General features: G+C 71.1%; 12 protein-coding genes. 6 read left to right on the plus strand and 6 right to left on the minus strand.

The window, feature by feature from the left end; all coding sequences use genetic code 11:
- Positions 1–117: 117 nt before the first annotated feature.
- Positions 118–1,245, minus strand: a complete 1,128-nt coding sequence (locus IE318_RS36355; RefSeq protein WP_189907210.1) for an alpha/beta hydrolase — start codon at positions 1,243–1,245, stop codon at positions 118–120.
- 227 nt (positions 1,246–1,472) lie between these two features.
- Here IE318_RS36355 and IE318_RS36360 point away from each other — a divergent pair, with 227 nt between their 5' ends.
- The 6 genes from IE318_RS36360 (at position 1,473) to IE318_RS36385 (ending at position 7,149) form a co-directional block, all read left to right on the plus strand.
- A complete protein-coding gene (locus tag IE318_RS36360) occupies positions 1,473–3,284 on the plus strand; it encodes a phosphatidylglycerol lysyltransferase domain-containing protein (protein WP_189907211.1) in 1,812 nt (603 codons plus the stop codon).
- A gap of 595 nt (positions 3,285–3,879) precedes the next feature.
- Positions 3,880–4,812: a dihydropteroate synthase gene (gene folP, locus IE318_RS36365; protein ID WP_030177362.1), complete on the plus strand. Its 933-nt coding sequence runs from the start codon at positions 3,880–3,882 to the stop codon at positions 4,810–4,812.
- A complete protein-coding gene (locus IE318_RS36370) occupies positions 4,809–5,321 on the plus strand; it encodes a nuclear transport factor 2 family protein (RefSeq protein WP_189907212.1) in 513 nt (170 codons plus the stop codon). The genes folP and IE318_RS36370 overlap by 4 nt, the downstream gene beginning before the upstream one ends.
- A gap of 261 nt (positions 5,322–5,582) precedes the next feature.
- The gene (gene folB, locus IE318_RS36375) at positions 5,583–5,942 is read left to right on the plus strand and encodes a dihydroneopterin aldolase (RefSeq protein ID WP_030177358.1); all 360 of its coding nucleotides are present in this window, start codon (positions 5,583–5,585) and stop codon (positions 5,940–5,942) included.
- Positions 5,939–6,550: a 2-amino-4-hydroxy-6-hydroxymethyldihydropteridine diphosphokinase gene (folK, locus tag IE318_RS36380; protein ID WP_030177357.1), complete on the plus strand. Its 612-nt coding sequence runs from the start codon at positions 5,939–5,941 to the stop codon at positions 6,548–6,550. Before folB ends, folK begins: the two co-directional genes overlap by 4 nt.
- Before the next feature lie 110 nt (positions 6,551–6,660).
- Positions 6,661–7,149, plus strand: a complete 489-nt coding sequence (locus IE318_RS36385; RefSeq protein ID WP_189907213.1) for a DUF3180 domain-containing protein — start codon at positions 6,661–6,663, stop codon at positions 7,147–7,149.
- Positions 7,150–7,175: 26 nt separating this feature from the next.
- Here the strand turns inward: IE318_RS36385 and folE are convergent, their stop codons facing one another.
- From folE to IE318_RS36410, 5 genes are all read right to left on the minus strand, one after another.
- Positions 7,176–7,781 carry a GTP cyclohydrolase I FolE gene (folE, locus tag IE318_RS36390; RefSeq protein ID WP_030177353.1) on the minus strand — a complete coding sequence of 202 codons (606 nt, stop codon included), beginning with the start codon at positions 7,779–7,781 and terminating at the stop codon, positions 7,176–7,178.
- A 146-nt stretch (positions 7,782–7,927) separates the two neighbouring features.
- Positions 7,928–9,967, minus strand: a complete 2,040-nt coding sequence (gene ftsH / locus IE318_RS36395; protein WP_030177351.1) for an ATP-dependent zinc metalloprotease FtsH — start codon at positions 9,965–9,967, stop codon at positions 7,928–7,930.
- Positions 9,968–10,151: 184 nt separating this feature from the next.
- On the minus strand, positions 10,152–10,712 hold the full coding sequence (gene hpt / locus IE318_RS36400; RefSeq protein ID WP_030177349.1) for a hypoxanthine phosphoribosyltransferase: 561 nt from the start codon (positions 10,710–10,712) through the stop codon (positions 10,152–10,154).
- Positions 10,713–10,790: 78 nt separating this feature from the next.
- Positions 10,791–12,029, minus strand: a complete 1,239-nt coding sequence (gene tilS, locus IE318_RS36405; RefSeq protein ID WP_189907214.1) for a tRNA lysidine(34) synthetase TilS — start codon at positions 12,027–12,029, stop codon at positions 10,791–10,793.
- A 193-nt stretch (positions 12,030–12,222) separates the two neighbouring features.
- On the minus strand, positions 12,223–13,359 hold the full coding sequence (locus IE318_RS36410; RefSeq protein WP_189907215.1) for an Rv3626c family coenzyme F420 biosynthesis-associated protein: 1,137 nt from the start codon (positions 13,357–13,359) through the stop codon (positions 12,223–12,225).
- Positions 13,360–13,683 lie beyond the last annotated feature (324 nt).

The raw sequence follows: 13,683 nt of genomic DNA on the forward strand, positions 1-13,683 counted from the left end.
GTGGTGCCCCGCCCCGCAAAAAGACGGCCATGGGATCCCGGCCCTTTTTCCGCTCTTCTCCGCGGGCCCGCTTCCGGCCTTCTCCGACAGCCCGCACTCCCCTCTCCAAGATCATTTTCAGCGGTCGCTCAGCCGCCCGCTGAGCCACTGGAGCATCGCCGGGATCTCGCGCTTCCAGGTGTTGAAGTTGTGGCCGCCGCTGTCCAGGACGATCGAGGCGATACGTGTCTTGTTCGTCGCCCTGACGGCGTCTATGAACTTGAGCGTCGCCTTGTAGTCGTTCTCGCCGTGCCTGCTGCTCGTGACGAGCAGTGAAGTGTCGGGGGCGGGCAGGTGCTTGATGCTCCACATCAGGTCGGCGCGATTCTTCAGATTCCTGTTCCCGTGGAAGAGATCACCGGTGGTCGGATCGAGCGCTGCCTTGTAGTACGGCGACAGTCCCGCGCCCGCCGCGTACACGCCGGGATGGTGCATGGCGAGTTTCACCGCGCAGTAACCACCCGTGGAATCTCCGGCAATGCCCCAGCTGCCCGGCTTTTTTCCGACCCGGTAGTGGGCGAGGACGGCCTCGGGAAGATCCCTTGCGAAGAACGACTCGGTCTGCGGGCCGCCCGGGATGTCCACGCACTCCGTGTCGCGCGGCGGCGCCACGGTGGGCCGCAGCATCACCAGGATCATCGGCTGCATCCGCCCGTCCTTGGCCAGATTCAGTGCCGTACGGGGGTAGTTGAGCTTGCTGACGAGCGACTGGGCGATGCCCGGATACCCGGTGAGGACCACGGTCGCCGGGAAGGTGCGCGTGCGGTACTGCGGCTGGAAGTACTCCGGCGGCAGGTAGATGAAGGCGGAGGTGGCGATATGGGTCGTACGGCCCACGATGTCCACCTTCTGGATCTGGCCGGACATTTGCGGCCGGGATCCGCCGGTCACCTTCATCGCCTGGGTGGCGACCACCTGGAGCGGACCGCCGGTGGCGCCGTTGGTCGAGTGGTCGACGACGACGCCCTGGTCGGTCTCCTGTCCGAACAGGTCCGCCCAGCTCGCGTAGAAGCCGAAAGCCTGGTTGGTGGCGAGGCCGACGCAGGCGAAGATCACCGTCTGCGTGGCCAGCAGGATGCCGACGCGCCCGCTGACGGCCCGCCAGTTGCGGCGCGCCAGGCGCGGCCACAGCCACACCGTGGCGACGAACAGCAGCAAGGCGAGCGCGACCGCCAGTACCAGCACTTTTTTGCTCGTGAGACCCATGGGCTCTTTCCTGCCTGCACTTCCCCCGGGGCCGCCGACGCATCCTTGGCGAGGGTTTGCCCCGGGCTTTCCCTGGCCTTTGACCCGGTTTTCCGGTGGGGGAGTGAACCTCTCTCCCCCAGACACCGTCCTAGAGGGCGCAATGTCGCCGGATGCCCCGATCGGCACCGGATTCAAGGTCTCTCGCAGAACTACGGGATGCGATGTCTGTCAGGATAGATGGGGAAATGTCGGGCGAGGTTCCGGGTCGATCCCCTCGGATGCGCCGCATACTCCGCGGTCCGCGCCCCGAGGCCGTCCCCTCTCTCGTCGGCAGGGCCGCCGCCGTCGTGGGTCTCCTGGACATTGCGGCGGGTGTCTTTCCGCGCTTCCGGCACAGCCGGATGCACGCCCTCGCCGAGGTGCTGCCCGGATCCTTCGGCCCGTTCGCCGCGGCGCTGTCCCTCAGCGCGGGCGTGCTGTTGCTGCTGCTCGCGCACGGGCTCAAGCGGCGCAAGCGGCGGGCCTGGCGCGCCGCCGTGGCGCTGCTTCCGGCGGGCGCGGCGGCCGAGTTCGTCTACCGGCACTCCGTGGCCGGTCTGATCATCTCACTGGCGCTGCTGGCGCCACTGCTGGCCCACCGCAAGGAGTTCGCGGCCCTGCCGGACCCGCGCAGCCGGTGGCGGGCGCTGGCCAACTTCGTGCTGATGAGCGCGGGTTCGCTGGCGCTGGGCATGCTCATCGTGAGCGTCCACGCCCATCGCATGGTCGGCAACCCGAGCGTGGCCGATCGGCTCACCCACGTCGTCTACGGTCTGTTCGGCTTCGAGGGGCCGGTCGACTACCAGGGCAACACGTCCTGGACGGTCGCCTTCTCGCTCGGCGCGCTCGGCTGGCTCACCGCGGTCACCACGATCTACCTGGCGTTCCGCCCCGAGCACCCGGCCGCACGCCTGACCGAGGAGGACGAGAGCAGGCTGCGCGCCCTGCTGGCCAAGCACGGCGGCCGGGACTCCCTCGGCCACTTCGCGCTGCGCCGCGACAAGGCCGTGGTGTTCTCGCCCAGCGGCAAGGCGGCGGTGACGTACCGCGTCGTCTCCGGCGTGATGCTCGCCAGCGGTGACCCGATCGGCGACGTCGAGGCCTGGCCGGGCGCCATCGAGCGGTTCATGGACGAGGCCAAGGCCCACTCCTGGACGCCCGCCGTCATGGGCTGCTCCGAGACCGGCGGCGAGGTGTGGACCCGGGAGACCGGCCTGGACGCGCTGGAACTGGGCGACGAGGCGGTGGTCGACGTCGCGGATTTCTCGCTCGCCGGACGCGCGATGCGCAACGTCCGCCAGATGGTCAAGCGCATCGAACGGGCCGGCTACGAAACGCGGGTGCGGCGCGTTCGTGACCTCGGCGACGCCGAGCTGGAGCGGATCCGGCGGGCCGCCGAGGACTGGCGCGGCACCGACACCGAGCGGGGCTTCTCCATGGCGCTCGGCCGCATCGGCGACCCCTCCGACGGCGACTGCCTCATAGCGACCGCGCACAAGCAGGACGACGAGCCCGGCGAGTACGGCGACCTGAAGGCGGTGCTGCACTTCGTCCCCTGGGGGGAGGACGGTGCCTCCCTGGACCTGATGCGCCGCGACCGCTCGGCCGACCCCGGCATGAACGAGCTGCTCATCGTGGCGGCGCTGCAGGCCGCGCCGAAGTTCGGCATCACCCGGGTCTCGCTGAACTTCGCGATGTTCCGCTCGGCGCTGGCGCGCGGCGAGAAGATCGGTGCGGGTCCGGTGCTGCGGGCCTGGCGCGGGCTGCTGGTGTTCCTCTCGCGCTGGTTCCAGATCGAGTCGCTGTACAAGTTCAACGCCAAGTTCCAGCCGCGCTGGGAGCCGCGGTTCGTCGTCTACCGCGCCTCCGGAGACCTGCCCCGCATCGGCTTCGCCGCCATGCAGGCGGAGGGCTTCGTCGACCTCGCCCTCCCGCTCCCGCGCTTCCTGCGCCGCCGCCGCACCTCACAGCGCGCGTGCCCCCACGCGGTCGCGGAACGCGACATCCGCGCGGCCTGACCCCCGACCGGCCCGAGAGAGCGCCCCACCCCTCCAGCCAAGGTGCCCCTCTCGGGCCTCCCCCTCTCGGCCCGCGCTCCTATCGGCCCCGGCACCCGCGCCTCCTCCCCGGCTCTGCCCTCGCACCGGTCTCATGGGCCCGCGGACGTCCCAGGCCCCGCATCCATCCGGCTTGGCGGGCGTCCAGGCCTGGCGCCCCCTCCCGGTGCCCCGCCGGCCGTCTCGGCCTCGCGAGCCGCCTCGAGCCCCGCAGTCGGACTTCGGCGTCGCGTCTCTCTTGAGCCTCTCAGCCGTCTCGGGCCCGCACTCTCCGGACCCCATCGGCAGTCTCGGCCCCGCGCCCTGCCTCGGCCCCGCGCCCTGCCTCGGGGCTGCGCCCTGTCTCGGGCCTCCCGCCCGCCCCTCTCGGCTTGCCGGTCGCCCCTCTCGGCTTCCCGGCCGTCTCCGCCTTGCGGGGCGTTTCGGACCCTTTCTCGGGCCCCTGGCCGCTCGGCCGTGGAGCCCGCCGGGCGGGCGGTGTCCCTGGTCGAAGGGTCGTGGGGGTGGCGTTCGGGGTGCGGGAGTGGTGGGGAGGGGCTGGGCCTACGCTGAACATATGAGCAACCTGAGCGGGCGCGGGGTAGTGGCGGGGCTTCCGGCGTGGGACCGGTGTGCGGTCATGGGGGTCGTGAACGTGACCCCAGACTCCTTCTCCGACGGCGGCCGCTGGTTCGACACGACCATCGCCGTCAAGCACGGCCTCGACCTGGTCGCGCAGGGTGCCGACCTGGTCGACGTCGGTGGCGAGTCCACCCGCCCGGGCGCCACCCGCGTCGACGAGGACGAGGAGCTCCGGCGGGTCATCCCCGTCGTCCGCGGCCTCGCCGCGGAGGGCGTCACGATCTCCGTCGACACCATGCGCGCCCGCGTCGCCGAGCAGGCCCTCGCGGCCGGGGCCGCACTCGTCAACGACGTCAGCGGCGGCCTCGCCGACCCGGCCATGGTCCCCGTGGTGGCCGCCGCGGGCGTTCCGTTCGTCGTCATGCACTGGCGCGGCTTCCTCCAGGGCGGCGGCGTCAAGGGCGTGTACGCGGATGTCGTCACCGAGGTCGTCGACGAGTTGCACGCGCGCGTGGAGGCCGTTCTGGACGGCGGCATCGCCCCCGACCGGATCGTGGTCGACCCCGGCCTCGGCTTCTCCAAGGAGGCCGGGCACGACCTGGAGCTCCTGGCCCACCTCGACCGCCTGCTGGGCCTCGGCCACCCCGTGCTGGTCGCCGCCTCCCGCAAGCGGTTCCTCGGCCGGGTGCTGGCCGGCCCCGAGGGCGCGCCGCCGCCCGCGCGCGAGCGCGACGCCGCCACCGCCGCCGTCTCCGCGCTCGCGGCGCACGCCGGCGCATGGGCGGTGCGTGTCCACGAGGTACGCGCGACGGCGGACGCGGTACGGGTCGCACGCGCCGTGGAGCAGGCGCGCGGCCACCAGAACGCCCCCGCCGGTGACACGCGGACCGCCGAAACCCCCTCCCGCTCCCCCGAAGGACACCGGTGAGCGCCCCCCACACCGACGTCGAGGAGGTCGAGGCCGCCAACACGGCCTTCTACGAGGCACTGGAGCAGGGAGACTTCGAGGGGCTCTCCTCACTCTGGCTCACCCCGTCCGACCTGGGCGTCGACGAGGAGTACCACGACCCGGCCGACACGGGGGTGGTCTCCTGCGTGCACCCCGGCTGGCCGGTGCTCACCGGCCGCGGCGAGGTCCTGCGCTCCTACGCGCTGATCATGGCGAACACCGACTACATCCAGTTCTTCCTCACCGATGTGCACGTCTCGGTCACGGGCGACACCGCCCTGGTGACCTGCACCGAGAACATCCTCAGCGGTGGCCCCGCCCCCGACGACGGCGGCGAGCTCGGCCCGCTGGTCGGCCAGCTGGTCGTCGCCACCAATGTGTTCCGGCGCACACCGCTCGGCTGGAAGCTCTGGTCCCACCACGCCTCCCCCGTCCTGGCCGAGAGCGAGGAGGAAGAGGCCGCCGGGGACGACGAGACACCCGCCTGAGTGGGTAGGCGCACCACAGAGGAACGCCGGCGAGCGCCGGACGTGGCCGGAATCACGGGCTCGGCGGCAGAAGCGGCCCCCGACCGGTGAGCAAGCGGGTTCTCCAGGGGAAACGCACGGTGAAACCTGCCCGGTCCGGCTCATGGGACCGTGCCCGGGACCGGGCGCTGTCAGTGTCCGCAGGTAGATTCGTTGGCGACCGGTGTGCCGCCCGCACGCGGCAGCAACCGGCCGTCACCGACGATTGCAGGAGTGATTCGCGTGGATCGTGTCGCGCTGCGCGGCCTGAAGGCTCGCGGGCACCACGGTGTGTTCCCCAAGGAGCGCGAGGAGGGCCAGACCTTCCTGGTGGACCTGGTCCTGGGTGTGGACACCCGCCGGGCCGCGGCCGACGACGACCTGGCGAAGACCGTGCACTACGGCATCGTGGCCGAGGAGGTCGTCGCCGTGGTGGAGGGCGAGCCCGTGAACCTCATCGAGACGCTCGCCGAGCGCATCGCCCAGGTCTGCCTGAAGCACGAGGGGGTCCAGGAGGTCGAGGTCTGCGTCCACAAGCCGGACGCGCCGATCACGGTCCCCTTCGACGACGTGACCGTCACCATCACCCGGAGCCGAGTATGAGCGCACCCTTCGCCCAGGGCCCCACCGACCCGACCGTCCAGCCGGTGCCCGCCTCCGTCGTCGAGAAGGTCGACGCCGCCGACACCACCCTGCAGAACCCGAAACGGGCCGTGATCTCCCTCGGCTCCAACCTCGGCAACCGCCTGGAGACCCTCCAGGGCGCCGTCGACGCCCTGGAGGACACCCCGGGCGTGCGCATCAAGGCGGTCTCCCCCGTCTACGAGACGGAGCCGTGGGGCGTCGAGCCCGGCTCCCAGCCGTCGTACTTCAACGCGGTGGTGGTCCTGAAGACGACGCTGCCGCCGTCCTCCCTCCTGGAGCGCGCCCACGCCATCGAGGAGGCCTTCCACCGGGTCCGGGACGAGCGCTGGGGTCCGCGCACCATCGACGTCGACATCGTCGCCTACGCCGATGTCGTCTCCGACGACCCGCGTCTCACGCTCCCTCATCCGCGCGCCCACGAGCGCGCCTTCGTGCTCGCCCCGTGGCACGACGTGGACCCCGAGGCCCAGCTGCCGGGCCGCGGCCCCGTGGCCGCCCTGCTGACCGCTCTCACCCGTGCGGGTGTGGAGCCGCGCGCGGATCTGGAACTCCGGCTGCCCGAGTAGTCGTTAAGGTCGAGAAAGATCAGACGACGTACGGCACGGACGGACCCGCCAGCGGGCCGGGACGAGCCGCTCATGCCCGACCCACGGTCCGGGGGAGCTGAAGGGACACCGTGAAAGAGCTGCGCATCAGGGTGCTGGTCGGCGTGTTCGTCGTCGCCGGAGTGCTGTCCTGGGCGGCCGCCCGCCTGTGGAACGGGGTGGGGACACTGCCCAGCGTTCCCCTGGCCGCCCCCATCGTCCTCGCCCTGATCGCCGCGGTCCTGCTGTCCACGGCCCTCTCCCTGCGCGCCCGGCTCAAGGCCCAGCGCGAGCGCCGCCCCGGAGCCAAGGGCGTCGACCCGCTGATGGCCGCCCGCGCGGTGGTCTTCGGCCAGGCGAGCGCCCTGGTCGCCGCCCTCGTCGCCGGCATGTACGGCGGCACGGGCGTCTTCCTGCTGGAGCTCCTCGACATCCCCGCCCGCCGCGACCAGGCGATCTACGCCGGCTTCTCGGTCGTCGCGGGCCTTGCGGTGATAGCGGCGGCCCTGTTCCTGGAGCGCGTCTGCAGGCTCCCCGAGGACGACGACCAGGACCACCCGGGGGCGGAACCGGTGGCCTGACGGCCACCGGAGGCGTCGGTGCCGCGTCAGTGCGCCATGATGAGGCTCATCGCCTCGTTGCGCGTCGCCGCGTCCCTCAGCTGACCGCGCACCGCCGAGGTGATGGTCTTGGCCCCGGGCTTGCGGATGCCCCGCATCGACATGCACATGTGCTCGCACTCCACGACGACGATCACGCCGCGCGGCTCCAGGATCTCCATGAGCGAGTCGGCGATCTGCGTGGTGAGCCGCTCCTGCACCTGCGGGCGGCGGGCGTAGACGTCCACGAGCCGGGCCAGCTTGGACAGACCCGTGATCTTGCCGCTGGTGGACGGGATGTAGCCGACGTGAGCGACTCCCCGGAACGGAACGAGGTGGTGCTCACAGGTCGAGTACACCTCGATGTCCTTCACGAGCACCATCTCGTCGTGGCCCAGGTCGAACGTCGTCGTCAGGACGTCCTCGGGCGTCTGCCACAGCCCCGCGAATATCTCCTTGTACGCGCGCGCCACCCGCGCCGGGGTGTCGCGCAGGCCCTCGCGGTCCGGGTCCTCGCCGACCGCGATGAGGAGTTCGCGCACGGCGTTCTCGGCGCGCTTCTCGTCGAACTCGCCGAAGGTGCTCTCGCCGTCCAGCGTCACGGGGTCGGTCATCTGAAGCCTCGTTCCTGTCTGTACCAACCGCGGGCACACGAAATGCCGGGGCATACGAAATGCCGCGCCCCCCAGGCTAGAACCCGGGGGGCGCGGCATACATTCCGGGGCCGTGCGGGGCCGGTGGGGCCCCGCACGGCTCTTCGTCAGTTGTCCGGACGCTCCTCCGGGGTCTGCTCCGGCGCCGGGGCGGGGTCCGTGGCGGTGGACTTGACGGTGCTGATCGCCGCCGCCGCGCCGTTCGCCCCGTTGGTCAGGGCCAGCTCCTTGGGGGAGAGCACCGGCGGACGGGTGGACGGCGTACGGCGGGACGAGCCGGTCCAGGCGGGCCGCGGCGGGCGCTTGACGATGGGGGCGAAGATCTCGGCGATCTCCTCCTTGCCCAGCGTCTCCTTCTCCAGCAGCTGCAGGACGAGGTTGTCGAGGACGTCGCGGTTCTCGACCAGGATCTCCCAGGCCTCGTTGTGCGCGTTCTCGATGAGCTTCTTGACTTCCTCGTCCACCAGCGCGGCGACCTCTTCCGAGTAGTCGCGCTGGTGAGCCATCTCACGTCCGAGGAACGGCTCCGTGTTGTCGCCGCCGAACTTGATGGCGCCGAGCCGCTCGGTCATGCCGTACTGCGTGACCATGGCGCGGGCCGTGGCGGTGGCCTTCTCGATGTCGTTCGCGGCGCCCGTGGTCGGGTCGTGGAAGACGAGCTCCTCGGCCGCGCGGCCGCCCAGCATGTAGGCCAGCTGGTCCAGCATCTCGTTGCGGGTGGTGGAGTACTTGTCCTCGTCCGGCAGGACCATCGTGTAGCCGAGCGCACGGCCTCTGGACAGGATCGTGATCTTGTGGACCGGGTCGGAGTTCGGGGAGGCCGCCGCGACCAGGGCGTGACCGCCCTCGTGGTACGCGGTGATCTTCTTCTCCTTGTCCGACATGATCCGGGTCCGCTTCTGCGGGCCCGCGACCACGCGGTCGATCGCCTCGTCCAGCATCTTGTTGTCGATCAGCTTCTGGTCACTGCGGGCCGTGAGCAGCGCGGCCTCGTTCAGGACGTTGGACAGATCGGCACCGGTGAAGCCGGGGGTGCGGCGGGCGACGGCGGCCAGGTCGACGTCGTGGGCGACCGGCTTGCCCTTCTGGTGGACCTTGAGGATCTCCAGACGGCCCTGCATGTCGGGGCGGTCGACCGCGATCTGGCGGTCGAAGCGGCCCGGGCGCAGCAGCGCCGGGTCGAGGATGTCGGGCCGGTTGGTGGCGGCGATGAGGATCACACCGCCCTTGACGTCGAAGCCGTCCATCTCGACGAGCAGCTGGTTCAGGGTCTGCTCGCGCTCGTCGTGACCGCCGCCGAGGCCGGCACCGCGGTGGCGGCCGACGGCGTCGATCTCGTCGACGAAGACGATCGCCGGGGCGTTCGCCTTGGCCTGCTCGAACAGGTCACGGACTCGGGAGGCACCGACACCGACGAACATCTCGACGAAGTCGGAACCGGAGATCGAGTAGAAGGGGACCCCGGCCTCGCCGGCCACCGCGCGCGCCAGCAGCGTCTTGCCGGTGCCGGGCGGGCCGTAGAGCAGGACGCCCTTGGGGATCTTGGCGCCGACGGCCTGGAACTTGGCCGGCTCCTGGAGGAACTCCTTGATCTCCTGGAGCTCCTCGACGGCCTCGTCGGCTCCGGCGACGTCCGAGAAGGTCGTCTTGGGGGTGTCCTTGGTGATGAGCTTGGCCTTGGACTTGCCGAAGTTCATGACCCGGGAGCCGCCGCCCTGCATCTGGTTCATCAGGAACAGGAAGACGACCACGATGAGGACGAAGGGGAGCAAGGAGAGCAGCACGCCGACGAACGGGTTCTGCTTGGACGGCGAGACCGTGTAGCCGTCCGGGATCTGCTTGTGCTGGAACTTGTCCTGCAGCGTATTGGCGATGTTGACGCCCTGGTCGCCGATGTAGCTGGCCTGGATCTTCGAGCTGCCGGAGACCTTCTGGCCGTCCTTGAGCTCGACCTTGATGGTCTGCTCATCGCCGGTGGTCAGCTTGGCCTGCTGGACCCGGTTGTCATTGATCGCGGCTACGACCTGGCCTGTGTCCACCGTCTTGTAGCCGCCGGACGAGCCGACGACCTGCATCAACACGACCACGGCAAGGACGGCCAGCACGATCCACATGACCGGCCCACGGAAGTATCGCTTCACGTCCATCCATACGGAGCGGTGCCGCCCCGTCCCTCCTGCCATAGTGAGTTTGATAAGACAGTTCTTCTGACGGTACCCCAGCATCGCGGCTCGTAGCCGCACGGGAGAGCCGGCGTACCCGTCTGCATGCTCCAACGCCCGCGGGGCCGCCGGGGTTCCCGATCACCGTGCGGCACCGCGGCGGACGGCGTCAGCCGCCGTAGACGTGGGGGGCGAGCGTACCGACGAACGGCAGGTTGCGGTACTTCTCGGCGTAGTCCAGGCCGTAGCCGACGACGAACTCGTTGGGGATGTCGAAGCCGACCCACTCCACGTCGATGGCGACCTTGGCGGCGTCCGGCTTGCGGAGCAGAGTGCACACCTTGAGGGATGCGGGCTCACGGGAGCCGAGGTTGTTGATCAGCCACGACAGGGTCAGGCCGGAGTCGATGATGTCCTCGACGATCAGGACGTGCTTGCCCTTGATGTCGGTGTCGAGGTCCTTGAGGATCCGCACGACGCCGGAGGACTGGGTGCCCGCGCCGTAGGAGGACACGGCCATCCAGTCCATGGTGACGGGGGTGGACAGGGCCCGTGCCAGGTCGGCCATGACCATGACCGCGCCCTTGAGGACGCCGACGATCAGCAGGTCCTTGTCCGCGTACTCCGCGTCGATCTTCGCGGCCAGCTCGGCCAGCTTGGCGTCGATCTCTTCCTTGGTGATGAGTACCTGCTGAAGGTCGGCACCCATGTCTTTCGCGTCCACCCGCATCACTTTCGGTCGGTCGTCCCACCGGCTGTTCCGGCTCTCCCGGAACAGGGAGGCCGGCGCCTTCCCGGGGGGAAGGATTCAGCCTTGCCGAATCACCAGTCTGCCACCCTGCCGCCGGGCGACGACTTTGCCGGGGAGGTTGATGGCTCCCTGACCGCGCCAGCCGGTGATCAGCCGGTCCACTTCCTCGATGTGGCGGGCGAACAGGGAACCGGCCGGAGCACCGGCGTCGATGGCGGCGCGACGCAGCACGCGGCGGCGTACGGCGGGGGGCAGCGCGTACAGCTTGGCGCACTCCAGGCAGCCGGCGTCGTCGCGGGCGGCGGCCTCGGCCTGGCCGGCCCAGGCGTCCAGGGCGTCGGCGTCGTCGCGGGAGAGCTGGGCGGTGCGGGCGAGTGCCTCGACGACGCCCTTGCCGAGCGCCTTCTCCAGGGCGGGCAGGCCCTCGTGGCGCAGCCGGGAGCGGGTGTAGGCGGGGTCGGTGTTGTGCGGGTCGTCCCAGACGGGCAGGGACTGGGCCATGCAGGCCTTGCGGGCGGTCTGCCGGTCGATGTGCAGGAACGGGCGCCGGTAACGGCCGCCGGCCCCCGAGACCGCGGCCATCCCGGACAGGGAGCGGATGCCGGAGCCGCGGGCGAGGCCGAGCAGCACCGTCTCGGCCTGGTCGTCGCGGGTGTGGCCGAGCAGGATCGCGGCGGCGCCGTGGCGTTCGGCGGCGGCGTCGAGGGCGGCGTAGCGGGCGTCGCGGGCGGCGGCCTCCGGGCCGCCGTCGCGGCCCACGGCGACGGCGACGGCCTCGACCGGGTCCAGGCCGAGTTCGCGCAGCCGCTGGGCGACCTCGTCGGCGCGCAGGTCGGAGCCGGCCTGGAGGCCGTGGTCGACGGTGATGCCGCCGGCCCGGACGCCGAGCTTGGGGGCCTCGAAGGCGAGGGCGGAGGCGAGCGCCATGGAGTCGGCCCCGCCCGAGCAGGCCACGAGAACGAGCGGCGACGGCGGGCGCTCATGGGCCGCCTGCGAGCCCTGCGGGGCCCGGGCGGCGATGCACCGGCCGCGGCTCGGCGTCGGCACGGCGAGCGGGGGCTGCCCGGAGAGCCGCGCGGTGCGCGGGCCCTGCGAGGGGGTGGTCTCCTGCGCGTGGTCGCCGTACGGCGAGTGCGGGGCGTACGGCAGCTGCGCGGCGTGCGGCGTCTGCGCGTGGGCGGTCTGCAGTTCGGGACGGGGCAGCTCGGCGTGCGGCGCGCTCTGCTCGTCGAGGATGTCGTGGAGGACGCGGCGTACCGCCAGGCGTATCGCCGCGACCGCAGGATGGGGACCCATGTCCGGTTCCCTTCACGGAAGTTTTCGGGGGGTGAGCCCGAGTCGGTCACTCAGAGTGTGTAGATGGTGACAGAAACGGGCCGTTCCCCGAGCATTGCACGCCTACCCATTGCCTACGGTCCCTCGGACGGGTGATTGGAGGGGCGTTCGCCTGCCGTCGGCCGGATTCGGTTCACCCCGTCCTCACGCCGGTTCACGGCTCGCCCTTGCGGTGCACCCGTGCGACCCAGTCCGCCGGTTTGGCGATCTCCGCCTTGGTGGGGAGGGTGTTCGGGGAGGTCCACACACGGTTGAAGCCGTCCATGCCGACCTGTTCGACGACCGCGCGGACGAACCGTTCGCCCTCGCGGTACTGCCGCAGCTTGGCGTCCAGGCCCAGCAGCTTGCGCAGGGCCGTGTCCAGCCGCGAGGCACCCTTGGCACGGCGCTGCTGGAACTTCTCGCGGATCTCCGCGACGGTCGGCACGACGTCCGGCCCGACCCCGTCCATGACGTAGTCAGCGTGGCCCTCCAGCAGGGACATCACGGCGGTGAGCCGGCCGAGGATCTCTCGCTGGGCGGGGGTCTGCACCAGCTCCACGAGGGAGCGGCCGCCGTCGTCGTCCTCCTCGCCCTCCGGGCGCCCGCCGACGAGCGACTGGGCGGCCTCGCGGACGCGCTCCAGGAACGCCATCGGGTCGACGTCGGTCTCCGACAAGAACGACTGGATTTCGCCCTCGAGGTGGTCGCGCAGCCAGGGCACCGCGGTGAACTGCGTGCGGTGGGTCTCCTCGTGCAGGCACACCCAGAGGCGGAAGTCGTGGGGCTCCACGTCGAGTTCGCGCTCGACGTGGACGATGTTCGGGGCGACGAGCAGCAGCCGTCCGCCGCCGTTCGCGCCCGCGGGCAGCTCGCGGGTGGCCGGGGCGAACGTCTCGTACTGGCCGAGCACGCGGGAGGCGAGGAAGGACAGCAGCATGCCGAGTTCGACGCCGGTGACCTTGCCGCCCACGGCGCCGAGGACCACGCCCCCGGGGCTGCTGCCGCGGCGCGCCTGCATCTTGTCCAGCAGCGGCTTGAGCAGCTCGCGGAAGCCGGCGACGTTGGCCCGCACCCAGCCCGGGCGGTCGACCACGAGCACGGGCGTGTCGTGGGTCTCGTCCGTACCCAGACGAGTGAAGCCCCGGACGTGCTCCTCCGAGGCCTTGGCATGCCGGCGCAGTTCCGCGACGACGGCGCGGGCCTCGTCGCGGCTCACCTCGGGGCCCGGCCTGACCAGGCGGGTCGCGGTCGCCACCGCGAGATTCCAGTCGACCATCCCGGGACTTGCGGCACCACCGATGCTCGTCATGCGTCAACGGTACGTGAGCGCTGCCGCTTGGGGCAGGCTGTGACGGCGGGTGCGGTGTGCGTTGCTCGGGCGGTGGCCCGGAGTTGTCCGCCGTGCCCACACTCCCCCACGCTCGACTTCGCTCGCGCGGGGACGCCCCCGTCGCAAGTCGATGCGGAGCATCGGCGACCGACGACAACGCGGCGAGGTGCGGTGCCGGGCGCCACGAGCCCGGCATGATCGGCGAGACACCCCCTACCTGTGCTGACCGGACAGGTTGGTGACGCGGCTGGCTGGTGTTTGGCCGCTGATGCCGGTGTGGGGTCGGTGGTAGTTGTACCAGTC

The sequence above is a fragment of the Streptomyces spiralis genome, from assembly GCF_014654675.1.
Classification (GTDB): domain Bacteria; phylum Actinomycetota; class Actinomycetes; order Streptomycetales; family Streptomycetaceae; genus Streptomyces; species Streptomyces spiralis.